Here is a 23,862-nt window from a genome sequence, read left to right as displayed (position 1 = left end):
CGTCGGGTGAGGCGCCGCCCCGTCCCCCGGGGCGGCGCCTCGTCGTGCCCGGCCCGTCCGCGTCACGGCGACGACCGCTCGGATTCCTGGTGCTCATCTGTTCCGCAGCCGTTGACGGCGGTCTGGACCACCTGCGAAGCTATGCCGAGAGAGCGCTCTCACACCTCTCCTCACCCCTGCATAGGAGCTGTCGTGAGATTGATCGCGCAGAGTTGCGCGGCGGTGGTCGCCGCCGCGCTCGTCGTCCTGCCCGCGCCGGCCCAGGCCGCGTCGCCGTCCGCCGACGCCCTGCACGTCGCGCTGGCGCGCGACCTCGGCTGGGACCCGGCGCGGGCTGCCGTGCACCAGGCCGCCGAGGCCGCGTCCGTCCCGGTCGAGCGCGCGTTGCGGTCGCGGCTGGGCGAGCGGTTCGGCGGCGCCTGGTACGACGGCGGGTTGAAGGTCGGCGTCGTCGACCCGGCCGACGCCGCCGCGGTCCGGGCCGCCGGCGCGTCGCCGGTGAAGGTCGCCAAGAGCGAGAAGTCCTTGCTGGACGCCAAGAACGCGCTCGACCGCGCCCAGGTCGGACCGGACGTCCACTCCTGGTACGTCGACCCGGCCACCAACTCCGTGGTCGTCCGGGCGCGCACCACGTCCGCCGCGCGGGCGTTCGCGGCACAGGCCGGAGTGGACGCCCGGTCCGTCGCGTCGGCCGACGCGCCGCGCCCGCTCTACGACATCCGGGGCGGCGACCAGTACGTCATCAACGGCAACACGTTGTGCTCGGTCGGGTTCTCGGTGAACAACGGCGGGTTCGTCACCGCCGGGCACTGCGGCGGCACGGGCAGCCCGACGTCGGGCCACAACGGCGTCAGCCAGGGCACGTTCGCCGGGTCGTCGTTCCCGGAGAACGACTACGCGTGGGTCCGCACCAACAGCAACTGGACCCCGACCCCGTACGTGAACAACTACGCGGGCGGCAGCGTGGCCGTCGCCGGGTCGCAGGAGGCGGGCGTCGGCGCGTCGGTGTGCCGGTCCGGCCGGACCACGGGCTGGCGCTGCGGCACCATCCAGGCCAAGAACGTCACGGTGAACTACTCCGGCCGGCTCGTGCACGGCCTCACGTCCACCACCGCGTGCGCCGAGGGCGGCGACTCGGGTGGCGCGTGGCTCGCGGGCAACCAGGCGCAGGGCGTCACGTCCGGCGGGTCGGGCAACTGCTCGACCGGCGGCACGACGCTGTTCCAGCCGTTGAACGAGATCCTGGGCGTGTACGGCCTCCAGCTCACCACCACCGGCGGCGGCAGCACGAGCCGGATCATCGGTTGGCAGGACAAGTGCATCGACGTGCCGAACTCGAACGCCGTCGAAGGCCAGCGGTTGCAGCTGTGGGACTGCAACGGCACGGCCGCGCAGAACTGGACCTTCCCCGGTGACGGCACCGTGCGCGCGTTCGGCCTGTGCATGGACGTGGCGTGGGGCTCGCGCGACAACGGCGCGGCCATCCAGCTCGCCCGCTGCTCCGGCAACCCGGCCCAGCAGTTCGTGCTGAGCGGCGCGGGCGACCTGGTCAACCCGCAGGCGAACAAGTGCGTCGACGTGACCTCGTGGGGCGGCAGCGGCACGCCGTTGCAGCAGTGGGAGTGCACCGGCGGCGCGAACCAGAAGTGGCGGCGCGGGTAGCCGTCGTCGCGGAACGCGACGGGCGGGTGCGCACCACGCGCACCCGCCCGTCCGGCGTGCGGCGGCGGGCGTGGTCCGTACATTTGAGCCGGACAGAGGAGGTCCGGATGACCACGCGCGCGCTCGACCGGTCCGGCGCCGTGCCGCTGTGGCGGCAGTTGCAGGACGACCTGGTCGCCCGGCTGCGGTCCGGGGAGTTCGCGGCGGGCTTCCCGGGCGAACTCGCGCTGGTGGAGGACTACCGGGTCAGCCGGCACACCGTGCGCCAGGCGTTGCAGCGGCTCCGGGCGGACGGCCTGGTGGTCGCCGAGCGCGGCCGGCAGCCGAGGGTGAGCCCGGCGGCCGACGTGGAGCACCCGCTGGACACGCTGCACAGCCTGTTCGCGTCGGTGGAGGCGGCCGGGCTGGAGCAGCGCAGCGTGGTGCGGGTGCTCGACGTGCGGGCGGACGGCGTCGTCGCCGACCAGCTCGACCTGGAGGGTTCCACGCCGCTGGTGCACCTGGAGCGGTTGCGGCTGGCCGGCGGCGGGCCGCTGGCGATCGACCGGGTGTGGCTGCCCGCCGACCTCGCCGCGCCCCTGCTCGACGCCGACTTCACCCGCACGAGCCTGTACGCGGTGCTGGCGGAGCGGACCGGCGTCCGCCTCGACCACAGCCGCGAGACGATCAAGGCCGTCGTGCCGACGTCCGCCGAGCGCGCCTTGCTGGGCTGCGGCCCGGACGTGGCGTGCCTGTCCATCCACCGGCTCGGGCGGGCACGGGGGCGCGCGGTGGAGTGGCGGCACACGCTGGTGCGGGGTGACCGGTACGCGGTGATCACCGAGTCGAAGGCCGCTCGCCTCGGCTGATTGTCCGGACATTGCGCAGGTCACGCCCGGCCGGCATTGCCCTGCGGCCGCTGACCGCCCTAATGTACGGACATATGAAGCCGGGTCGGACGCACGTCGGGACGAGCAGCACCAGAGCCACGCGGTGACGGCGCTGGTCCTCGCGCTGGTCGCCGGAGCCGTCGTCGGCCTGGCGCTGGGCGCGCTCGGCGGCGGTGGCAGCGTGCTCGCCGTCCCCGCCCTGATCTACCTGATGGGGTTCAGCCCGGACGAGGCCGCCACCGCGAGCCTGGTGATCGTGGTCGGCACCTCGGCGACGGCGCTGGCGGCGCACGCCAGGGCCGGCGCGGTCCGGTGGCGGCTCGGCGCGGTGTTCGCGGCCGCGGGCGTGGCGCCCGCCGTGGCGGCCGGCGTGCTCACGCGGCACGTGCCGGCCGCCGTGCTGACCGGCGCGTTCGGGCTGGTCGCCGCCGTCGCGGCGGTGTCGATGCTGCGCCGCTGCCCCGACCCGACCGGGCACGGCGCGCGTCCCGTGCGAGCGGTCGGCGTGGGTGCGGGGCTGGGCGCGATGACCGGGTTCCTCGGCGTCGGCGGCGGGTTCCTCGCCGTGCCCGCGCTGGTCACCGTGCTGTCGGTGCCGATGTCCACCGCCGTCGGCACCAGCCTGCTCGTCGTCACGACCAACGCGGGCGCCGCTCTCGCCGCCCGCGCCGGCGGCCTGGCCCTCGTGGACTGGGCGCTCGTCGGCCCGTTCGCCGCCACCGCCCTGCTCGGCGCGTGGGACGGCCGGCGGCTCGCGGGCAAGGTCCGCGCGACCACGCTCCAACGGGTGTTCGCGCTGGTCCTGCTCGGGGTCGCGGTCGTCATGGGCGTCGACGCGGTCAGCCCGTAGCGCGCGGGAAGGCGGCCCTTGGCGGGAGACGTGCCAAGGGCCGCCGGGTGTCCGAACGCGGCGTTACGAGACCTTGCCCGTGCCCGCGCCGCTCTGCACGATCGACTTCACGCTGCTCGCGCTGTCGAGCGTGTAGGAGTACGGGATCGCCTTGACGGTGCCGCCCTGGTCACCCGAGCCCGAGCTCACGAAGTGGTTGTTCCGCGCCACCAGGTTGGCCGGGTCGGAGTCGCCCTCGCCGCGGTGGAACGGGTCACGCGTGTTCTCGAAGTAGTTGCCCTCGACGAGGACGCCCGCCTCCTCGGTGGACGCGACGCCGTACGACGTCACACCGCCGTAGTAGTTGTTGTAGACGTGCACCGGGTTGCCGAAGCGCACGCGCGGGTGGCGCTGGTTCGTGCCGTCGAACCAGTTGTGGTGGTAGCTGACCCGCAGCTTGCCGCGGTCCTCGGCGCCGTTGCTGTCGCTGTGGCCCAGCAGCATGGTCTTGTCGTGGGAGCTGAACTTGTTCCACGAGACCGTGACGCAGTCGGACGCGCGCTTGATGTCGACGGCGCCGTCGTAGCCGTTCGACAGGCTGTTGTGGTCGATCCACACCCTGGTCGAGTACTGGACGTTGATCGCGTCGTCGGCCCAGTTCCGGAAGTTCAGGTTCCGGATGATGACGTTGGACGCGTTGGAGACGTTCAGGCCGTGCCCGGTGATCGTGGCGCCCGAGCCGACGCCGATGATCGTCTTGTTCGACGCGACCTTCGTCAGGCTGGACAGCGTGATGGTGCCGGAGACCCGGACCACCGACGCGCTCGACGACTGGACGGCCGAGATGAACGCCGAGGTGCTGCTCACGGTGACCGGCGTGGCGCTGCCGCCACCGGTCGTGCCACCGCACTGCGTGCCCCAACCTTCGAGGTTGAACGACGCGGCGTTGGCCGAGGGCGCCAGGACCGCGGTCGCGGCCAGGGCCGTGACCACGAGCAGTGCGCGGGAGAGCTTGCGGGACATGCGGTTTCCTCCATGCGACTGTGGATGAAAAGGGAACCGGCGGCGGTCGGACGTGGCGGCGGTGGGACGTGGCGGCGGCCGTGGGCCTACACCGGACTCACCACCTCTCCACGGTGTGCTCGCGGATGTGCTCGACGTCGAACTCGTCGCCGAGGCCCGGACCGGTGGGCATGGCGACGCAGCCGTCCTCGTCGAGCGGGTCGGCGATCGCGAGCCGGTGGGGCGGCACGCGGTCGAAGTCGTGCCGGGGGTGCAGCAGCCCGCGCTCGTACCAGCGGCCGTTGTCCGTGCCGCCGAGGACCGCCAGGCTGGCGGAGCCGTCGCCGTGGATCTCGCAGTCCATGTTGAACGACTCGGCCAGGTGCAGCGCCTTGATCGTCGGCGAGATGCCGCCGACGTCGGTCGGGCCGGCCCGCAGGATGTCGCACGCGCCCGAGGTGATCCACTCGGCGCGGCTGAGGTGCTTGCCCCACGCCACTTCCGGGCCGATCACCGGGATGGACAGCTGCTCGGACAGCCACCGGTAGGAGCTGATCGACGCCTCCTCCATCGGTTCCTCGAACCAGTAGAAGTCCAGCGCCTCCAACGCCCGGCCCAGCTCCAGCGCCTCCGTGCGGGAGTACCAGTGGTTGGCGTCGAGCATCAGCGCCACCGTCGGCCCGACGGCCTCGCGGACCGCCTCGCACGCCGCGATGTCCGCCCGCACGCTCGGCGCGCCCGGCACCGGCGGCATCCACGTGTGCAGCTTGATCGCCCGGTAGCCCTGCTCCACCAGCTGCTTGGCGAACTCGGCGTAGTCGCCGGGCGTGCTCAGCCCGCCGGGGATCTCGTCGCCGCACATCGTGCTGGCGTAGGCCGGGATGCGGGACCGGGCGCCGCCGAGCAGCTTCCACACCGGCTGCTCGACCTTCTTGCCCACCAGGTCCCACAGCGCCGTGTCGACGTAACCCAGCGCCCGATCGGTGAAGCGGCCGTGGGAGCCGCGCTGCTTGCGCGCCATCCTGCGCCACAGCGCTTCCCGGTCCCACGGGTCCGCGCCGAGCAGCACGGGCTTCACGATCGACTCCAGCACGGCGGGGCGCAGCTGGTCGGGGTGCACCTGCACGCGCCCCACGACTCCGTCGGAGTCGGTGATCTCCAGCAGCGCCTCGCGGACCTCGTGCTCGGCGCTCGGGTGCCGGTGCCCGTGCGGGTCCACCGCGGTCCACGCGGTGGTCGTGAACACCGACACCTCGACGCGCTCGATCATTTCCGGTCCTCCCACTCCTTCTGCGCCTCGGTCAGCTTGGTCGCCATGTCGTCCAGGAACTGCTGGGCGGTCAAGTCGCCGAGGAGCACCTTCTGGTACTGGGGCTCGCTGTCGGTCTTGGTGATCGAGGAGTACTGCGGCAGGTAGACCGGCGCGGGCACGAGCACCGTGGCCGGGTCCTCCAGCACGCCGAGCGCCATCTTCACGTGGGCGGCCTTGTCGATCCACGCCGCGCTGCGCACGTCGGTGTTCGCCGGGATCTGGCCGACCTTCTCGTTCCAGTAGCTGTTGGACTCCGAGGAGGTCAGGAACTCGGCGAACTTCCACGCCGCGTCCTGGTTCTCGCTGTTCTTGAACACCGCGAAGCCGTCGGTCGGGTTGGGCACGACGGTCCGCTTGCCGCTGGGGCCGACCGGCAGCGGGATCGCGGCGACCTTGTCGCCCAACGCCTTCGTCACGTCGCTGTAGGAGCCGAGGTTGTGGTGCATCATCGCGACCGAGCCGCCCGTGAACTGGGCGATCATCTGGGTGAAGCTGTTGTTCACGTCGGCCTCGGGCGTGGCCTTCTTGTACAGGTCGGCGACCTTGTCGACGAGCTCGGCGTTGGCCTTGTCGTTGAGCGTGCTCTTGCCGTCCTTGAAGAAGGTGTCCACACCGGAGTACGAGTACGCCTCGGTGATCAGCTGGAACACCGAGCCCGCGCCGCCGCGGATGGTGTAGCCGTACTTGTTCGCGCCCGTGTCGGTGAGCTTCGTGGCGGCGGTGATGAACTCGTCCCAGGTCTTCGGCGGCTCGATGCCCGCGTCCTTGAACCAGTCGGTGCGGTACCAGATGACGTCCATGTTCGCCGACGACGGGACGATGTAGAGCTTGCCGTCCGGCGCGGTCTGGCGGACCGTCTCCACCAGCGACGGCAGCAGCTTGTCCTTCAGCGGACCGCTGGTGATGCGGTCGTCCAGCGGCGCCAGCGCCTCCTGGCCGACGAGGTGCGCGAGGTACGAGGTGGTGACGCCGCCGACGTCGGGCGTCTCGCCGCCGGCGATGGCGGTGTCGTACTTCTGCTGCACGGACGCGCTCGGGATGCCCACGTACTCGACCTTGATGGTCGGGTTCGCGGCCTCGAAGCGCGAGATCAGCTCCTTGTAGATCGGCTCACGGGCGGGCCCGCCGTTGTTGTCCCAGAACGTGATGGTGACGTTCCCGTCGCTCCCCGCACCTCCCTCCGACGAGCAGGCGGACAGCGCCAGGGCGGCGGCGGCCACGGCGACCAGCATTCTTCTCATGATGCTCCCTATCCCTTGACAGCCCCGGCGCTGAGCCCCTGCACCAGGAACCGCTGCACGACGGCGAAAACCAGGACCACCGGCACGGCCGCGACCACGCCACCGGCGGCGAGCGCTCCGAAGTCGGTGTTGAACTCACCCAACGTGTAGCTCAGGCCGACCGGCAGCGTGAACTTGTCCTGCCGGGTCGCGAACATCAGCGCGAACAGGAAGTTGTTCCACGCGCCGATGAACGCGAACGAGCCGACCGCGACCAGCGCGGGCTTGAGCTGCGGCAGGACGACGGCGAAGAACGCCCGCAGCCGCGTGCAGCCGTCCACCATGGCGGCTTCTTCCAGCTCCACGGAGATGTTGCGGATGAACCCGCTCATCAGGATCAGCGACAGCGGCAGCTGGAACGCCACCTCCGCGATGACCAGGCCGGTGATGCTGTTGAGCAGCCCGGCGCTCTTGAAGATCACGAACAGCGGGATCAGCATCATCGCGCCGGGGATGAACTGGCTGCACAGCATCGCCAGCAGGAACACCCGCTGCCCGCGGAACTTGAACCGCGCCAGCGCGTACCCGCCCATGACCGACAGGACGGTCACGAACACGAGCACGCCGAGGCCCATGACCACGCTGTTGTAGAAGAACACGCCGAACCCGATGTCGTTCCACACCGTGTCGAAGTGCTCGAACGAGATCGGCCACGGCACGAGCTGCGTCGAGCCGGACGGGCGCACCGCGAACACCAGCATCCAGTAGAACGGGATGAGGGTGAACAGCAGGTACAGCACCAGCGGCACGTGGATCATCCACCGCTTGCCCGGCTCCTCGGCCACGGCCCGGCGACGGCGCCTTCTCGGCGGCGGCGCGTGCGTGGTGTCGGCGACCTCCCGCACCAGGACGTCGGTCTTGCCCAGCGTCTCGGTCATGCCCGGCTCCCGAACTTCGACACCCGCAGGTACAGGATCGAGAAGAACAGCAGGATCAGGAACCCGGCGACGGTGAGCGCCGAGCCGTACCCGAAGTTGTGCGAGTCGACGGCCTGCCTGGCGACGTACAGCGGCAGCGTCGTGGTCTGGTTCGCCGGACCGCCGCCGGTCAGGGTGTAGATGAGGTCGACGTTGTTGAACTCCCACACCGCGCGCAGCAGCGTCGACAGGATGATCGCGTCCTTGAGGTGCGGCAGCGTGACGCTGGTGAAGCGCCGCCACCGGCTCGCGCCGTCCACGGACGCGGCCTCGTAGAGGTCCTTGGGGATGCTCTGGAGGTCGGCGAGCAGCAGGATGGCGAAGAACGGCACACCGCGCCACAGCTCCGTCACCACGAGGGCGTCGAAGACCGTGTCGGGGTTGCCGAGCACGGAGGTGCCCGGCGAGCCGATGCCCCACTGGGACAGCTGCTGGAAGATGCCGGTGGACGGGTTGAGCAGCAGGATCCAGATGCCCGTGGTGAGCACGCCGGACACCGCCCACGGCGAGAACACCAGCGCGCGGGCCACGCCGCGCCCGATGAACGTCTCGTTCACGATCAGCGCGAGGACCAGGCCGAGCAGCAGTTGCAGCGCGACTTCGACGAACACCCACTTGGCGCTGAACGCCAGGCTCTGCCAGAACAGCGGGTCGTCGAACAGCATCTGCTTGAAGTTGTCCAGCCCGGCGAACCCGTTCTTCCACGGCTGGGTGACGTTGTAGCGCTGGAGGCTGTAGTAGACGACGCTCCCGATCGGGTAGACCAGGAAGACCGCCATCAGCACCAGCGCCGGCGCGATCAGCGCGTAGGGCGCCCACGTGCGAGTCCTCATGCGGGGTTCCAGTCGCCGAGGTACGCGCGGAGGGTGTGCTGCTTGGCCTGGTCGGCGGTGAGCTGCGGGCGGTCGGCCGGGTCGCACGTGCCCGCGCCGTCGCCGGAGTTGCGGAACTCGGCGAACCGCGCGTCGCGCCAGGAGAAGCCGGACATGTCGGTCCACGGCGCGGATTTCACGGCGGCGGGCAGCTTGGTGTCGCGGATGACGACGGAGGCGATGGCGTCCGGGTCGCCGCCGGGGTGCCACGGCCGGCCGAGGTGGTACGTGCCCGCCGGCGCGTCGCTGACGATCGTCGAGTTCATGATCAGGAAGCCGTGCGGGTTGTCGCGGCGGGTGCTGGCGGCCGTGATGTAACCCGCCGTGCTCCCGCTGGGGTAGTCGTTGCCGCGGTCCAGCGCGCGGATCGTCACCTGGTCGAACACGGCGGTGGCGCGGCCGAAGATGAAGTCGACGTCGCCGACGACCTCGCCGCCCCGGTAGTACTGCCGGGCTTTCGTGCCCACGGCGCGCGTGTCGGCGTACAGCGTGTCCTGGTGGCCGAGGAACCGGACGCGGTCGTAGTACTGCCGGTCGCCCGTCGCCTTCACCGCGACCGCCTGCGTGCCGGTGATCTCGGGGTGCGCGGCCCGGTCGAACGAGTTGCTGAACGTCAGGTCGCGAGCGGTGAAGCCGTCGGCCTCGATCGTGGCGGTGGCCGAGCCGGTCGTGCCGTACGTGGTGCCGTCGGGCTTCTTGGTGCCGTTGGCGTTGTCGTAGTCGATGACGACGTCGCGCGCGGTGCCCGTGGAGCCCTTGAGGGTCAGGTCGCGCTTGGTCGCCGGCACCCGGATGACCTCGCGGTACACGCCCTTGCCGATGGTGATCGTGGTGCCCGCCGGCGCGGCGTCGATCGCGGCCTGCACGGTGTCGAAGTCGGTGCCCTTGGCCACGTGGTACCGCTCGCGGCCGAGCGCGCCCGCCTTGAGGTTCTTGATCCGGTCGGTCGCCTCCAGCCCGCGGTTCAGGGTGGGCGTCCAGCCCGCGTCGCCGGCCAGCGGCGCGGTCGGGTTGGCCGCGTTGAACGCGACGAGCACGTCGACCGGCCGTCCGTCGACGACCGTGCCGACCTCGGTGATGGCCGTGCCGCCCCAGTTGTGGATGAGGTCCTCGACCGCGCCGCCGTTGGCGAGCTTGACGTAGTTGTTCTCCACGTACAGCGCGGACCGCACGCCGACGCCCCAGGCGTAGTTGAACGTGGGGCCGGGCTCGTAGAGGTTGTTGTAGACGTGCACCTGGCCGAACCGCACCCGCGGCAGGCGTTCCTCGACGTTGCGGAAGACGTTGTGGTGCACCGAGATCCGCAGCTTGCCGGGGTCGGTGGTCGAGGTGTTGGACGAGCCGATGAGCATCGTCTTGCCGTGGTCCTCGAACAGGTTGTGCGACGCCGTGACCAGGTCGGTGCCGTTGGTCATGTCGAGCGAGCCGTCGTGCTGCTGGAAGGGGCGGCCGAAGTAGGTCGGCGCCGCGCTGTCCGGGTGCGGGTGGTCGGTGAACGTGTTGTGGTCGACCCACACGTTCGTGGCGCGCTGCAGCGACACCGCGTCGTAGTCCGAGTTCCAGTTGCCCTCGGCGCCGTCCGTCGGGTCCCACTGCGGGAAGCAGTCGCGGGTGTCGCGGAACGTCAGGTTCCGGATGATCACGTTGCTCGCCCCGTGGACGCGGATGTTGGCGCCGGTGATCCCCGCGCCCCGGCCGTCGCCGACGATCGTCGTGTCGGAGCCGACGTTGAACGCGATGGCCTCCGCCTGACGCCGCGCCGACGCCGCGCGGGCGTCCTCCAGGGGGCCGCTCGGCTCAGCGTCACGCCCCCAGACGGCGGGGTCGTATGCGGCCAAGTAGCCCGCGAGCGTGTAGCCGCCGGTGGCATAGGTTGCGCAATCAGCCCTGACGTCGATCACGCCGCGCACCTTGATGAGGCGCGGCGCGGGCGCCGCGAGGGCCGCCCGCAGTTCCGCCGCCGTGCGCACGACGTGCTCGGTGGTCGCGGCCGACCCTCCGGTGGTGCCCGTGCCGCTGGAAGCCCAGCCGTCACCGGATTGGAGAACCTGTCTCCCCAGGTCAGAGCCTGCGTGCGCGGGTGCCGCCGCGATCACGCCAAGGGCGCAGGAAAGCACGAGCGCAGAACTGAGTATCCGCATGGCGAGGGGCCTTCCCCGGCGAATTTGTTCATAAGTGTGAACACTATCCAGAAGTGCGAACAGAGTATTGCGAAAGTATCCGCCGCACGTCAACGACGTAACGTCGTTCGATTGCCGTTCGACGCTCCCGTTCGACGATTCGTCGAATTCGAGTCGAATTCGACAGCTCCGAGGCCACGACCAGGTCTGTCCACATGGGAACGCCCCCGACCGTGGGTGGGGTCGGGGGCGCAACGGTTGGGGTCACCGGGCGGAGAGCGCGGTCGGGGACGGGCCGGAGTGAGCGCGGTCGGGCGGAGGGACGGGCCAGGAGGGTCGGACGGAGGGGCGGACCGGCTGGGTCGGGTGGTGCGCGGGGTCAACGCGGCCGGGCGGCCGGGCCAGGCGGGTCGGGAGGGTCGGGCGGGGCGCGGGTCGCGGGGTGGGGTCAGACGGGTGGTGTGAACGCGGCGATGCGGGCGGACAGGGCTCGGGCGTGCGGGTCGGTCGCGTGGCGGTCGGCGAGGGCGCACAGGGGCCGCAACCGGTCGACCACCCGGGTCGAGCGGACCTCGCGCGCGGCGGCCAGGGCGTGGTCACCCACCTCGGCCGCGTGGTCGAAGTCGTGCTGCATCAGGTGGTTGGCGGTCAGCGCCACGAGGCTGAACGCCCGGCTGCGGGCCATGCCGCCCGAGTAGCCGGCCACGGCGGCGGTCAGCGAGTCGATCGCCGCGGACGTGTGCGAGCGGTCCACCGTGCGGGCCAGCTCGGTCAGCACCACGCCGCTCAACCCGCACAGGTCGGGCTCGTCGAAGAAGCGCGCCCACCCCGGCACCGGACCGCGCGGCGTGCGCGCGAACTCGTCGTGCGCCAGGTCGAGCAGCCGCACCGCCTCGCCGGCCTGACCGAGCCCGGCGTGCGCCCACGCCTGGTTGGCGTGCAGCATCGCGACCGCGCGCCGCGACCCCGCCCGACGGGCCGCGGCCAGCCCGTGCGCGAACACTTCCAGCGCCTCGCGACACCGGCCGCGGTGCAGCCGCATCCGGCCGACGCGGTAGCGGATGTTGGCCACCAGGTCGTGGTGGCCGGCCTCGGCCGCCAGCTCCAGCGCCCGGTCCCAGTGCCGCGAGGCGGCGTCGTCCAGGCCCGTGTCGAAGCACGTCCAGCCGGTCACGTTGTGCAGGTCCGCCAAGGCGACCAGCAGCCGGGCGCGCACCGCGTCGGTGGCGTCGGCGTCGAGGAGCGGGTCGTGCCGCGCCGCGCACGCGATCGCCGAGTCGCGGCACGCGCCGCCGCCCTGGCGGTAGTCCAGCCCGCGCAGGCGTTCGACCTCGGCTTCCAAGCGCACCACGTCGTCGACACCGACCCGCGCCGGGACCTGAGGGTTTCCTGCCATCGCCGCACCTCGCAATTCCACTAGAGCGGTGGAGGGATCGCATGGGGAGCGTGCCGCCGGCACGTCCTGACGGGGTACCCGCCGCGACGGCCCGCCGTTGCGCCGAATGTCGCCAAGCCGCCGCATTGGCCCCCTGCGCCGGCACCCGCCGCGGGGCCAAGATCGAGGGGTGATCGCGTTTTCAGGTCGCGGCCTGCGAAGAGTCGCCCACACCGGAACAGCACAGATCAGGACCGCGCCGCCGGCGGAGCGCCGGCCGGGCACGACTCGGGGGAGGCGCTGCGACTGGCCGACGGACGACAGGTGCGGCTGACGCGGCTGACGCCCGCCGACCGGGAGGAACTGGCCGAGGCGTGGTGGCGGGCGGACGACGACACGCTGTTCCAGCGGTTCTGCGGGGCCGCGCCGCCGGTGACGCCCGCGCTGCTCGCCCACCTCACCGACCTCGACCACGTGCGCCGGTGCGCGATCGCGGCCCGTGACGCGACGGGGCGCGGTGTGGCGATCGCCCGTTACGAGGCGACCGGCGAGCCCGGCGCGGCGTCCGGCAACGTCAGCACCACCCGCGAGGAGGTGTCCCGCTGCGACCGGGGCAAGCGCACCCCGGGGCCGTACTGGCGGGCGTGGCTGGGCCGGGTGCCCGGCACGTCGCAGCAGGAGCTGGAGCAGGCGGCGGCGATCGCGCGGCGCACCCGCCGGAACCGGTGACGGTCGGCGAGCCTGAGCCCGGTGACGGTCGGCGGGACCGTCAGCGGACGTCGTGCTCGGCGCGCCACCGCGCCACGACGTGCTCCACGTCGAACGGCATGAGGTTGAGCGGCGGGCCCGACATCGGCTTGCGGATGGCCTCCTCGATCCGGGCGTTGATGTCGGCCAGGATCGACCGCACCTCGGCCTCGGTCCGCGCCTTCCCGGCGGCCTCGCGCGCCGCCGCCGCGTCCTTGCGCAGCAGCAACGTCGGCGGGAGCGCGGTGCCCTCCTCGCGGCGCAGCTTCTCCTTCACCCACCACAGCTCGTCGTGCGGCTCGTGGAGCCCGCGCAACGGCTTGCCGGCGCCCGGCAGGTGCTCGAAGTCGCCCCGGTCCTGCGCCTCGCGGATCTGCCGCTCGACCCAGGTCTCGAACCCCACGCCGGCCGGTTTGCGCTCCGTCACGACGACCACCCCCGGTCGACTCTACCGACCTTCCGCGCCGGTCAGGGCGTGAGCCGGGCCGCCTTCTCCACCAGGTAGCGCCGCTCGGGCGTGCTGGTGGTGCGGGCGGCGGCGGCCCGGTAGTGCTCGACGGCGCGCGGCACGTCACCCGCCATCTCGTGCAGGTGGGCGCGCACGGCGTCGAGCCGGTGGTGGCCGGGCAGTCGCTCGTCCAGCCCGTCGATGAGCCTCAGCCCCTCGGCCGGTCCACGCACCATGGCCACGGCGATCGCCCGGTTGAGCGACACCATCGGGTTGCCGGTCATCCGCTCCAGCAGGTCGTACATGCGCAGGATCTGCGGCCAGTCGGTGTCCTCGGCCCGCAGCGCGTCGTCGTGGAGCGCCGCGATCGACGCCTGCACCTGGTACTCCCCGATCTCGCCGCGCTCCACCGCGGCCATGACCAGCTCGACGCCCTCCACGATCAGCGCCGTGTCCCACCGGGACCGGTCCTGCTCGGCCAGCGGGACGAGCCCGCCGTCCGGACCGGTGCGGGCGGGCCGGCGCGCGTCGGTGAGCAGCATCAGCGCCAGCAGGCCCGCGACCTCGCCGTCCTCCGGCAGCCTGGCGTGCACCGCCCTGGCCAGCCGGATCGCCTCGCCGGACAGCTCGGTGCGGTGCAGGGAGCCGCCGACGCTGCTGGTGTAGCCCTCGTTGAAGATCAGGTACAGCACGTGCAGCACGGTCCGCAGGCGGGCCGCGAACTCGTCCGGCCCCGGCATGGCGAAGCTCGCGCCGCGCAGCTTCTGCTTGGCCCGGCTGATCCGCTGCGCCATGGTCGCCTCGGGCACGAGGAACGCGTTCGCGATCTCGGCCGTGCTCAGCCCGCCGACCGCGCGCAACGTCAGCGCGATCGCCGACGCGGGCGTCAACTCCGGGTGGCAGCACAGGAACAGCACCACGAGCGTGTCGTCCCGGTCGGCCGCCTCACCGGGTGGCGGCTCGCGGAACACCTCGTCCTCGCGGCGCCGGCGGGCCACCTCGCTGCGGATCAGGTCCGTCATCTTCCGCACGGCGGTCTGCACCAGCCACCCGCGCGGGTTGTCCGGCAGGCCGTCGACGGGCCAGTGCCGCGCCGCCGCCAGCAACGCCTCCTGCACGGCGTCCTCGGCCAGCGCGAAGTCACCGAATCGCCGGGCGACCACGCCCAGGACCTGCGGCGCGCACTCGCGCAGCAGGTCCTCGACGGCACGGGTCACAGGTCGGGCGAGGGCGGCGCCGACATCAGCTCGCGCACCTCGATGGGCTGGCCGAGCGGCACCCCGTTCGGGCCGGGCGCGGCGGAGGCCTTCGCGGCGATCTCCAGCGCGCGCTCCAGCGTGGTGTCGACCATCCAGTAGCCCGCCAGCAGCTCCTTCGACTCCGGGAACGGACCGTCGGTGACGACGGGCGCGCCGGAGCCGGTGAACGTCACCGTCTTGGCCAGGCTCGGGTGGGCCAGGCCCTGCCCGTCGACCAGCTCGCCGTTCTCGGTCAGCTCCTGGCCGAGGTCCTGCTGGAACCGGATGTGCGCCGCGACGTCCTTGGGGTCCCACTGCTCGATCGGGACGTCGCAGTTCGCGGCCGGGCCGTAGTTCATCAGGAGCAGGAACTTCGCCATGTCGACTCCTAGGTCTTCGTTCGCGCCCATCTTGGCGCTCCCACCCCGTGGACGACGCCGATCGGGCGTTCTCGACATGGCTGATTGTGACCCGCGTCACCTCCTCGTCGCCGGCTCGCGGTTGTGCCCGGCCGTGGGCACAACCGCGAGGCCCGGATCAGGACAGCGTGCAGATCGGCGTGGGCGTCCACCCGGTGGCGTCGCCCGTGCCGGTGAAGCCGACCTTGACCGAACCGGCCGGCGGGATGGCGCCGTTCCAGCTCGTGTTGGCCACCGTCACCGACGTGCCGCTCTGGGTGAAGGCGCCGTTCCAGCCCTGGCTGATGGCCATGCCCGCGCGGAACGCGAACGCGACCTTCCACGACCGGCTCGACGTGCTGCCGCCGTTGCGGACGGTGACGTCGACCTGGAACCCGCCCGGCCACTGGTTGACGACCTTGACCTCGGCGTCGCACGACCCGCCGGGCGGCGTGGACGTCGTGGTGGTGGTGGTGGTGGTCGTCGTGGTGGTGGTGGTCGTGGTTGTAGTAGTAGTGGTGGACGTGGGCGTGGTGCCGTTCAGCGCGGACACGACCGCCGGGAACCACTTGTCCGCGATCTTGCGATCACCGGACGCGTTCGGGTGCACCCCGTCGTAGGTGTCGGTGCTCGTGGCGAACCCCGCCCACTGGTCGACCACGGTGATCGGCGACTGCGCGGTGGACTTGGCCGCCGCCCAGCCGGGGATCGCCGCGTTCAGGTCCACGACCCGCTGCGGGCACTCGGCGCAGGCGCTCGCCGCCATCGGGATGATCTTGGCGACGACCACCCGCATGGCCGGGTTGTTCACCCGCATCTGGTCGACCAGCTTGCCGTAGGCGGCCAGGATGGTCGCCGTCGACCGGTTGCTCCACACGTCGTTGGTGCCGAAGTGCATCAGCACCACGTTCGGGTTCGTGGCGCCGAGCCACCCCACCAGCTGGTTCTGGTCGGCCACCGCCGTGACGAGCGCGCCGCCGTGGCCCTCGTGCTCGCCGTCGTAGGCGAACCCGCAGCCGTCGCCCGCCCGCGTGCCCACGAAGTCGATGTTCGTGTGCCCGGCCGCCCGCAGGTCGCGGTCCAGCAGGGCGCGCCAGCAGCCCGGCGACCCGGTGATCGAGTCCCCGAGCGCCATGATGCGCGTCGGCGCGGCGGCCTCGACCGCCTGCCCCGGCGCGCCGACCAGCAGGCCGACGAGCGTGGCCGCGGCCGTCAGCAGGGCCGCGAGCGCGAGTTTCCTCGACATCGCCGGCCCCTAGACCGCGGTGCAGCTTGCGCCGTTAAGGGTGAACGCGGTGGGCACGGAGTTGGTGCCGTTCCACGACCCGATGAAGCCGAAGCTGACCGAGCCGTTCACCGGGATCGCGCCGGTGTACGACACGTTGGTCGCGCTCAGCGTCGCGCCGGACTGGGTGGTCGTGGCGCCCCAGGACTGGCTGACCGTCTGGCCGTTGGCCCAGGTCCAGCGCAGCGTCCAGCCGTTCACCGGGGCCGTGCCGGTGTTGGCGACCTTGACGTCGCCCTGGAAGCCGCCCTGCCACTGGCCGGTGACCCGGTAGGTGACGGCGCAGCCCGCCCCGCCGCCACCGGACTGCGTGGTGACGTTGACGGTGCCGGACCGGGCGGAGCGGTTGCCCGCCGCGTCCCGCGCGTAGACGGCGAACGTGTACGCGGTGCCCGCGGTCAGGCCGGTGACGGTCGCGGTGGCCGTGGTGGACGTGGCCGCCGCGGTCTCCGTGGTGCCATTGACCCGGACCACGTCGTAGCCGGTGACGCCGACGTTGTCGGTGGACGCGGCCCAGGACAGGGTCGCCGAGGTGGAGGTGACGCCGGACGCGGTCGGGGTGCCCGGCGCGGTCGGCGGCGTCGGGTCGGACGTCCCGCCGCCGTAGACGCTGGCCTCGCGCGACGTGGCCTTGATGCCGTTGGCGCCGTTGAACGCGCGCTGGCCCCACGCCGAGAGCGTCCCGGCGTTCCAGTTGGTCGCCAGGTCGAGGTACTCGACGCCGCCGCCGTTGCCGGACCACGACCAGGCGAGGTAGCCGAGGCCGAGCTGCTGGGTGGTGGCGAAGATGGTGTTCTCGTCCGGGTTGCCGTCGGAGTGGTTGTCGCCGAACTCGCCGACGACGATCGGCAGCTTGGCCGTGACGAAGCGGTTCAGGTAGTCGTTGATCTCCGCCGCCGTGTCGAACACGCCGTACATGTGGATGGAGAACACGGTGTTCTTCTGCGGGTCGGCGGCGAAGACCGAGGCCGCGTTGTCGCGCATGGTGAAGGACCAGTCCTGGCCCCAGTTCGGGGCGTCCACCATGATCGTGTGCTGGAAGCCGGCCGCGCGGAGGCGGGTGATGGCGTCCTTGGTCGCCTGGGTCCACCCGCTGTAGCCGGTGTTGCCCCACGGCTCGTTGCCGATGTTCAGGATGACGTACTTCTCCTGGCCGGCCATCGCGCTCTGGATGCCGATCCAGTAGTCCACCGCGCGGGCCAGGCTCACGGCCGCGCTCTGCTCCTGGTAGCCGGTGGTGTCGTGCACCTCCAGCACGCAGATGAGCTTGTTGGCCTTGCACTGGTTGATCACGTTGGCGACGTCGGCCGCGTCGTTGCGCGTCCACTGGTCACCGCTGGACAGCACCACGCGGACCGTGTTGGCGCCCAGGGACTTGATGTCCTTGAGGGCCTGCGTGGTCCGGGTGGCGTACCAGGTGTGCGCGTGGTTGACGCCACGCATCACGAAGTCGTTGCCGTTGGCGTCGAGCAGACGCCCGTTGGCGACGGTGAAGCCGGCGGCCGCGTGTGCGGGCGCCACCGTCAGCAGTGACAGGACCAAGGCGGCGACGGCGGCGCCGACCAAGGCGAATCGCTTGCGCATGGATGTACCTCGCGTGGTTGTCGACGTTGACTGTGCGAGCGCAGGGCAGCGCGCCTGCCGTCGGCAGGCATGCACACCAAAGCAATTAACCGCTTAAGTGTCAACGGCGGGAATTGCCGGACAAGCGCGGTTACGACCGACCGGAGGCATGCCGGGTACACGCCCTGGGAACGTTCCCAAAGCGTGCCGTCCCAGTGTGCTACGGACTACGGGATCACGTCGAGAGCTGATGTGCCGGCGCGTGGCCGGTGCTCGACCGCGGCACCAGCTCGGGGTCCGAGGTCTTCACCTGCTCGGCGGGCGCGCCGCCGATCACGTCGAGCAGCAGGCGGACGGCCGCCGCGCCGCGCTCGGCGATGGGGCGGCGCACCGCCGACAGGGCCGGGCGGACCAGGCGGCACAGCGCGGAGTCGTCCCACGCGACGAGCGACAGCTGGTCCGGCACGGTCAGGCCCAGCTCGTGGGCGACGCCGAGGGCGGACACCGCCATCACGTCGTTGTCGAACACCAGGGCCGTCGGCGGCGTGCCGCTGGTCAGCACGCGCCGGGTGACCCGCGCCGCGGCCTCGTCCGAGTAGTCGGCGTGCACCACCCTGGCCTCGTCGAGGCCGAGCCGGCCCACGGCCGCGGTGAACGCCCGCGACCTGGTCTGGGTGTGCACGAACCTCGTCGGGCCGGCGACCCGGACGATGCGCCGGTGGCCGAGCGCCACCAGGTACTCCAGCACCTCCGCCACGGCGGTCTCGTCGTCGGTCCACACGCACGGCAGGTCCGGCACGACCGGTTCGCCGAGCACCACGGCGGGCAGCCGGAGCTCCCGGACCAGCTCCACCCGCGGGTCGTCCTGGACCAGGTCCACCAGCAGCACGCCGTCCACCCGCCGCTCGCCCCACCAGCGGCGGTACGCCGCGAGCTCGGCCGCGGAGTTGTCGGTGACCTGCAGGAGCAGCGACGTCGGGCCGTCGGCCAGCGCGCCCTGTATGCCGGAGATGAGCTGCATGAAGTACGGCTCGACGCCGATCACCCTGGCGGGCCGGTCGACGACGAGCCCGATGGCGTTCGCGCGGCCGTCGCTGAGGGACCGGGCGGCGCTGCTGGGCACCCAGCCGAGGCGGTCGGCGATGTCCATGATCCGGCGCCGGGTGGGCTCCGAGACGCCCGGCCGGTTGTTGAGGGCGTACGACACCGCCCCGGTGGACACGCCCGCGGCTTTGGCGATGTCCGAGATGGTCGGACGCTTCCCTGCCACCCGCGCCTCCTCGGTAGGTGATCAACGAGTCTAGACCGCGATTGAGACGGTCATGCCGGGTAGGGTGATTAAGCGCTTAATAGATCATCTGGAAAGGGGACGCCGTGCCCTGGTTCGACCTCTCCGAGCGGGAGTTGGCGCAGTACCGGACCGCGACCGCGGAACCGGACAACCTCGACCTGTGGTGGAAGTCGCGGCTGGAGGAGGCCCGTGCCGCGGCGCTCCCGCCCGTGCTCACGCCGTACGGGGCCGACGCCTACGGGCCAATGGCGGTGTGGGACGTCGAGTTCTCGGGCTACGGCGGCGACCGCGTCCGCGGGTGGCACATCCGCCCCGCCGGGTCCGGCGACGAGCCCCTGCCGACCGTCGTCTGCTACATCGGCTACGGCGGCGGGCGCGGCCTGCCGTCGGAGCACGCGCTGCTCCCGGCCGCCGGGTACGCGGTGTTCGTGATGGACACCCGCGGCCAGGGCGGTCGCTGGACGCTCGGCGCCACCCCGGACTCCGGGTTCGCCGGGCCCGAGCACCCCGGCGTGATGACGCGGGGCATCGCCACGCCCGAGACGTACTACGTGACGCGGCTGATGGTCGACGCGGCGCGGGCCGTCGAGGTGGCCGCGGCGCTGGACGGCGTGGACGAGACCCGGCTCGCGGTGTCCGGCGGCAGCCAGGGCGGCGGGCTGGCGCTGGCCGCGGCGGCGCTGAACGGCGAGGCGGTGAAGGTGTGCCACGCGGACGTGCCGTTCCTGTGCGACTTCCAGCGGGCGATCACGATCACCGGCGCCGAGCCGTACGCGGAGATCTCGAAGTTCCTGGCCCAGCACGTCGACCTCATCCCCGCCGCCCTCGACACCCTGCGGTACGTGGACGGCGCGCTGCTGGCGAAGCGGATCACCGCGACGTCGCTGCTGAGCGTTGGCCTGATGGACGAGGTGTGCCCGCCGTCGACGGTGTACGCCGCGTACAACGAGATCACCGCGCCGAAGGAGATGGCGGTGTTCCCGTTCAGCGGCCACACCACGCCGAGGGTGCACGACGAGCGCAAGCTCCGGCACCTGCGCGCCCACCTCTGAGCCGCGGTTCGGGCGGGTCGTGAGGGGACCACCGCCATAGCCCCCTCACGACCCTGCCCGGTCGGTGGACTCGGCGACTCACCGGGCGCCCCGGGAAGCTCGGCCCGGGGCACCGCGTCCACGACCAGCCAGTGCGGGACCGGCGCGCGTGGCGCCGGCCCCGATCGGTCACTCCCCCGCCGGCCCCGTGCGCACCGGCGTCACCAGCACGCGGTCGTGGCCGACGAACCGGGGCTCCCCGGTCAGCGGGACGGACCGCTCCCAGCGGATGTCGGTGCTGGAGCAGCCGACGAGCAGCACGAGGTCGCCCGGCTCGACGACGCGCCGGCCGTCGCGGCCGGTGAACGACGTGCGGTCGGCGTGCAGCCGGAACGTCACCGAGGTGGCCTCGCCGGGCTCCAGCTCGACCCGCGCGAAGCCGACGAGCTGGCGCACCGGGCGCGTCACGCTCGCCACGGGGTCGTGCAGGTACAGCTGGACGACCTCGGCGCCCGCCCGGTCGCCGGTGTTGCGCACCACGCACGACACCTCGACCTCGCCGTCGGACGGCAGCTCGTCGCCCGCGGCGAAGTCCGACAGCTCGAACGTCGTGTACGACAGGCCGTGCCCGAACGGGTACGCGGGCGTCGGGTCGACGGAGCTGACCCCGCCGGCCCCGCCGAGCGGCGGGTGCAGGTAGGTGGTCGGCTGGCCGCCGGAGCCGCGCGGCACCTGCACGGGCAGCTTGCCGGACGGGTTGACGCGGCCGCTGAGCACGCCCGCGACCGCGCCCGCGCCCTCCTCGCCGGGGAAGAACGCCTGCACGACCGCGGCGAGCCGCGACGTCGACCCGTCACCGGACCCGTACGCGCCGAGCGCGTACGGCCGGCCGCTCAGCAGCACCAGCACCACCGGCACGTCGAGCTCCAGCAACGCGTCCAGCAGCTCGCCCTGCACACCGGGCAGGGACAGGTCCTCGGCGTCGCAGCCCTCGCCGGACGTGCCGCGGCCGAACAGCCCGGCCCGGTCGCCCAGCACGGCGAGCACCACGTCGGCGTCCTTGGCGGCGGCCACCGCGTCCGCGATGCCCGACCGGTCGTCGCCGTCGACGTCGCAGCCCTTGGCGGAGGCGATCGACGCGTCCGGGAACTCCGACCGGACCGCCTGCACGAGCGTGTCCATCTCCACGCCCAGCGGCACGTCAGGGTGCTGCACGCCGACGTGGTTCGGGAAGGCGTAGCAGCCCATGAGCGCCAGCAGGTCGTCCGCGCACGGCCCGACGACGGCGAGCTTCGACGCGTCGAGCGGCAGCACGCCGGACTGGTTGTCCAGCAGCACCACGGACTTCTCGGCCATGCTGCGGGCCAGGTCGCGCAGCGCGGGCGGGTCGAGGTCGACGGGTTCGCCGCGCAGCACGGCGGGCGACTCGGGCTGCCAGCCCTCGTCCAGCAGGCCCAGTTCGCACTTCTGCGTCAGCACGCGGGTGACCGCGCGGTCGACCAGCTCCTCGGCCACCTGCCCGGACCGGACCAGCTCGGCCAGCGGCTCGCCGTAGCAGCGCACGCTGGGCAGCTCGACGTCCACGCCGGCGGTCAGGGCCAGCGCGGCGGCCTCGCCCGGCGAGCCCGCGACACCGTGGGAGGTCTCCAGGAACGACACCCCGAAGTAGTCGGCGACGACGACGCCGGTGAAGCCCCACTCGCCGCGCAGCAGGTCGGTGAGCAGCGACGCGTCCGAGGCGGGCGGCACGCCGTCCACCTCGGCGTAGGAGTGCATGACCGACCGGGCGCCGCCCTCGCGCAACGCCATCTCGAACGGCGGCAGCACCACGTCGGCGAACTCGCGCGGGCCCATGTGCACGGGCGCGTGGTTGCGCCCGCCGCGCGAGGCCGAGTAGCCCGCGAAGTGCTTCAGCGTGGCCACGACCCCGCTGGACTCCAGGCCGCGCGTGTAGGCCGCACCGAGGAGGCCGACCAGGTACGGGTCCTCGCCGATGGTCTCCTCGGTGCGCCCCCACCGCGGGTCGCGCGACACGTCCAGCACCGGCGCCAATCCCTGGTGGACGCCGACGTCGCGCATCACGAGACCGACCTCGCGTGCCATCCGCTCGACCGACTCGGGGTCGAAGGACGCGCCCCACGCGAGGGGGATCGGGAAGACGGTGGCCTGCCAGGCGGTGAACCCGGCCAGGCACTCCTCGTGGGCCATGGCGGGGATGCCGAAGCGGGTGTTGGCGACGAGCTTGCGCTGCGTCTCGGCCAACACCTTGGCGCCGACGAGGGGGTCGACCGGACCGGTGCCGAAGACGCGGGTCAGCTGCCCGAGACCGGGCTTGGTCAGCTCGTCCCACGGCGGCAGCGGCTCGGCGAACTCGTGCTGCGCGGGGGCGACCTCCTGGTCGGTCTCCGAGATGCCCACCCACACCCCGACCAGCTGGGCCAGCTTCTCCTCCAGGGTCAGCTCGGCCAGCAAGGCGGCGACCCGCTCACCGGTCGGCTTTCCGGGATCGGCCCAGGTGTTCAGCACGGCGGCTCCTTCGTTGACGATCGGACGACGAGTTCGGTGGCCAGTTCCACCCGTTCGGTCTCCACGGGGCGTCCCGCGATGAGGTCCGCGAGCATCCGGCCCGCGTGGCGCCCCATCTCGGTGAGCGGCTGGCGCACGGTCGTGAGGGCGGGCGACGACCACACCGCGACCGGCAGGTCGTCGAACCCGACCACGCTCAGGTCGTGCGGCACGGAGAGGCCGGCGACCCGGGCCGCCTCGATCACGCCCAGTGCCTGCTCGTCGTTGCCCGCGAAGATCGCCGTCGGCCGGTCCGGCAGCGCGAGCAGCTCGGCCGCGCGGCGGAACCCGCCCTCGTGCTTGAAGTCGCCGTGCTTCACGAGTTCGCCGGCGAACGGGATGCCGGCCCGGTCCAGCGCGGCGCGGTACCCGTCGACGCGCGCGCGGCTGCACAGCATGCCCGCCGGTCCGCCGATGACGCCGACGCGGCGGTGGCCCAGCTTGAGGAGGTGCTCGGTGGCGGACAGGCCGCCGGCCCAGTTGGTCGCGCCGACGCTGGGCACGTTCGGCTGCGGCAGGTCGACCGGGTCGATGACCACGACCGGGATGCGGGAGTTGGCCAGCACGCGGCGGTCCGCGGCGGTGAGCTGGGAGGTCACCAGCAGCGCGCCCGCGCGCCGGGCCTCGACCAGGGACGCCGCCCAGGACGTGTGCTGACGGGGTTTGTCGGTGGACGACACGACCACGTGCAGGCCGGTGTCCACCACGCCGCGGATGATCTCCACGGCCCAGGGGCTGTCGAGTGCGGTGAACACGAGGTCCACCAGCAGGTGGCCGGAGGTCCGACGGGACCCCACCGGCACGTAGTCGTACTCGGCGAGCAACTGCCGCACGCGAGCCCTGGTCTCCGCGCCGACGTCGTCCTTCCCGTTCAGGACTTTGGACACCGTCGGGAGGGACACCCCCGCTGCTGCGGCAATCGTGGCCAACGTGGCTCGACGCATAACGCCGATAGTATCGAAACTCGATCGAAACACAAGAGTGACCGCTTGACGTGCAGAAACGTCACCTAGACGCGCCGAATGGTGACTCTTGACACCGCCCGTTCACCCGCCTAG

General features: G+C 72.2%; 20 protein-coding genes. 5 read left to right on the top strand and 15 right to left on the bottom strand.

What is annotated here, in order from left to right:
• Window positions 1-192 precede the first annotated feature (192 nt).
• The 3 genes from ACRAKH_RS12005 (at window position 193) to ACRAKH_RS11995 (ending at window position 3,381) form a co-directional block, all read left to right on the top strand.
• Entirely contained in the window at window positions 193-1,662 is a 1,470-nt protein-coding gene (locus ACRAKH_RS12005) for a ricin-type beta-trefoil lectin domain protein (protein WP_447009813.1), read from the top strand.
• A 107-nt stretch (window positions 1,663-1,769) separates the two neighbouring features.
• A complete protein-coding gene (locus ACRAKH_RS12000; RefSeq protein WP_380730509.1) occupies window positions 1,770-2,510 on the top strand; it encodes a GntR family transcriptional regulator in 741 nt (246 codons plus the stop codon).
• A 124-nt stretch (window positions 2,511-2,634) separates the two neighbouring features.
• Window positions 2,635-3,381, top strand: coding sequence for a sulfite exporter TauE/SafE family protein (locus ACRAKH_RS11995; RefSeq protein WP_447009812.1), 747 nt, complete (start codon window positions 2,635-2,637; stop codon window positions 3,379-3,381).
• A 63-nt stretch (window positions 3,382-3,444) separates the two neighbouring features.
• Here the strand turns inward: ACRAKH_RS11995 and ACRAKH_RS11990 are convergent, their stop codons facing one another.
• The 7 genes from ACRAKH_RS11990 to ACRAKH_RS11960 form a co-directional block, all read right to left on the bottom strand.
• Complete coding sequence (locus tag ACRAKH_RS11990; protein ID WP_380720468.1) at window positions 3,445-4,383, bottom strand: pectate lyase family protein; 939 nt, start codon at window positions 4,381-4,383, stop codon at window positions 3,445-3,447.
• Between the two features lie 97 nt (window positions 4,384-4,480).
• Window positions 4,481-5,632 carry an enolase C-terminal domain-like protein gene (locus ACRAKH_RS11985; protein WP_380720470.1) on the bottom strand — a complete coding sequence of 384 codons (1,152 nt, stop codon included), beginning with the start codon at window positions 5,630-5,632 and terminating at the stop codon, window positions 4,481-4,483.
• On the bottom strand, window positions 5,629-6,915 hold the full coding sequence (locus ACRAKH_RS11980; protein ID WP_380720473.1) for an ABC transporter substrate-binding protein: 1,287 nt from the start codon (window positions 6,913-6,915) through the stop codon (window positions 5,629-5,631). The genes ACRAKH_RS11985 and ACRAKH_RS11980 overlap by 4 nt, the downstream gene beginning before the upstream one ends.
• Before the next feature lie 8 nt (window positions 6,916-6,923).
• Window positions 6,924-7,832 carry a carbohydrate ABC transporter permease gene (locus ACRAKH_RS11975; RefSeq protein ID WP_380720476.1) on the bottom strand — a complete coding sequence of 303 codons (909 nt, stop codon included), beginning with the start codon at window positions 7,830-7,832 and terminating at the stop codon, window positions 6,924-6,926.
• Window positions 7,829-8,704, bottom strand: coding sequence for a carbohydrate ABC transporter permease (locus ACRAKH_RS11970; protein ID WP_380720479.1), 876 nt, complete (start codon window positions 8,702-8,704; stop codon window positions 7,829-7,831). Before ACRAKH_RS11970 ends, ACRAKH_RS11975 begins: the two co-directional genes overlap by 4 nt.
• Window positions 8,701-10,713, bottom strand: a complete 2,013-nt coding sequence (locus ACRAKH_RS11965) for a pectinesterase family protein (RefSeq protein WP_380720482.1) — start codon at window positions 10,711-10,713, stop codon at window positions 8,701-8,703. The genes ACRAKH_RS11970 and ACRAKH_RS11965 overlap by 4 nt, the downstream gene beginning before the upstream one ends.
• Window positions 10,714-11,311: 598 nt before the next feature.
• Window positions 11,312-12,259 (bottom strand): tetratricopeptide repeat protein, encoded by a 948-nt coding sequence (locus ACRAKH_RS11960; protein ID WP_447009811.1) that lies wholly within the window; start codon window positions 12,257-12,259, stop codon window positions 11,312-11,314.
• 303 nt (window positions 12,260-12,562) lie between these two features.
• Between ACRAKH_RS11960 and ACRAKH_RS11955 the strand changes: the two genes are divergently transcribed.
• On the top strand, window positions 12,563-12,967 hold the full coding sequence (locus ACRAKH_RS11955; RefSeq protein ID WP_380720488.1) for a hypothetical protein: 405 nt from the start codon (window positions 12,563-12,565) through the stop codon (window positions 12,965-12,967).
• 40 nt (window positions 12,968-13,007) lie between these two features.
• Here the strand turns inward: ACRAKH_RS11955 and ACRAKH_RS11950 are convergent, their stop codons facing one another.
• From ACRAKH_RS11950 to ACRAKH_RS11925, 6 genes are all read right to left on the bottom strand, one after another.
• Complete coding sequence (locus ACRAKH_RS11950) at window positions 13,008-13,412, bottom strand: DnaJ family domain-containing protein (protein WP_380720491.1); 405 nt, start codon at window positions 13,410-13,412, stop codon at window positions 13,008-13,010.
• Window positions 13,413-13,453: 41 nt separating this feature from the next.
• Window positions 13,454-14,650 carry an RNA polymerase sigma factor gene (locus ACRAKH_RS11945; RefSeq protein WP_380720493.1) on the bottom strand — a complete coding sequence of 399 codons (1,197 nt, stop codon included), beginning with the start codon at window positions 14,648-14,650 and terminating at the stop codon, window positions 13,454-13,456.
• On the bottom strand, window positions 14,647-15,051 hold the full coding sequence (locus tag ACRAKH_RS11940) for a YciI family protein (protein WP_380720496.1): 405 nt from the start codon (window positions 15,049-15,051) through the stop codon (window positions 14,647-14,649). Before ACRAKH_RS11940 ends, ACRAKH_RS11945 begins: the two co-directional genes overlap by 4 nt.
• A 157-nt stretch (window positions 15,052-15,208) precedes the next feature.
• Window positions 15,209-16,315: a cellulose binding domain-containing protein gene (locus tag ACRAKH_RS11935; RefSeq protein WP_380720499.1), complete on the bottom strand. Its 1,107-nt coding sequence runs from the start codon at window positions 16,313-16,315 to the stop codon at window positions 15,209-15,211.
• A gap of 9 nt (window positions 16,316-16,324) precedes the next feature.
• Window positions 16,325-17,938, bottom strand: coding sequence for a cellulase family glycosylhydrolase (locus tag ACRAKH_RS11930; RefSeq protein ID WP_380720501.1), 1,614 nt, complete (start codon window positions 17,936-17,938; stop codon window positions 16,325-16,327).
• A 214-nt stretch (window positions 17,939-18,152) separates the two neighbouring features.
• Complete coding sequence (locus ACRAKH_RS11925) at window positions 18,153-19,187, bottom strand: LacI family DNA-binding transcriptional regulator (protein ID WP_380720504.1); 1,035 nt, start codon at window positions 19,185-19,187, stop codon at window positions 18,153-18,155.
• A 104-nt stretch (window positions 19,188-19,291) separates the two neighbouring features.
• Here ACRAKH_RS11925 and ACRAKH_RS11920 point away from each other — a divergent pair, with 104 nt between their 5' ends.
• A complete protein-coding gene (locus ACRAKH_RS11920) occupies window positions 19,292-20,260 on the top strand; it encodes an acetylxylan esterase (protein WP_380720506.1) in 969 nt (322 codons plus the stop codon).
• A 168-nt stretch (window positions 20,261-20,428) separates the two neighbouring features.
• On the opposite strand, the gene ACRAKH_RS11915 is transcribed toward ACRAKH_RS11920, so the two are convergent.
• Both ACRAKH_RS11915 and ACRAKH_RS11910 read right to left on the bottom strand, forming a co-directional pair.
• Window positions 20,429-22,765 carry a beta-xylosidase/alpha-l-arabinosidase gene (locus tag ACRAKH_RS11915; protein WP_380720509.1) on the bottom strand — a complete coding sequence of 779 codons (2,337 nt, stop codon included), beginning with the start codon at window positions 22,763-22,765 and terminating at the stop codon, window positions 20,429-20,431.
• The gene (locus ACRAKH_RS11910) at window positions 22,759-23,748 is read right to left on the bottom strand and encodes a LacI family DNA-binding transcriptional regulator (protein ID WP_380720512.1); all 990 of its coding nucleotides are present in this window, start codon (window positions 23,746-23,748) and stop codon (window positions 22,759-22,761) included. Before ACRAKH_RS11910 ends, ACRAKH_RS11915 begins: the two co-directional genes overlap by 7 nt.
• Window positions 23,749-23,862 lie beyond the last annotated feature (114 nt).

It is taken from the genome of Saccharothrix hoggarensis (assembly GCF_052936025.1).
Note: the sequence above shows the minus strand (reverse complement) of the source record. Positions and strands in the feature narration are given on the sequence as shown.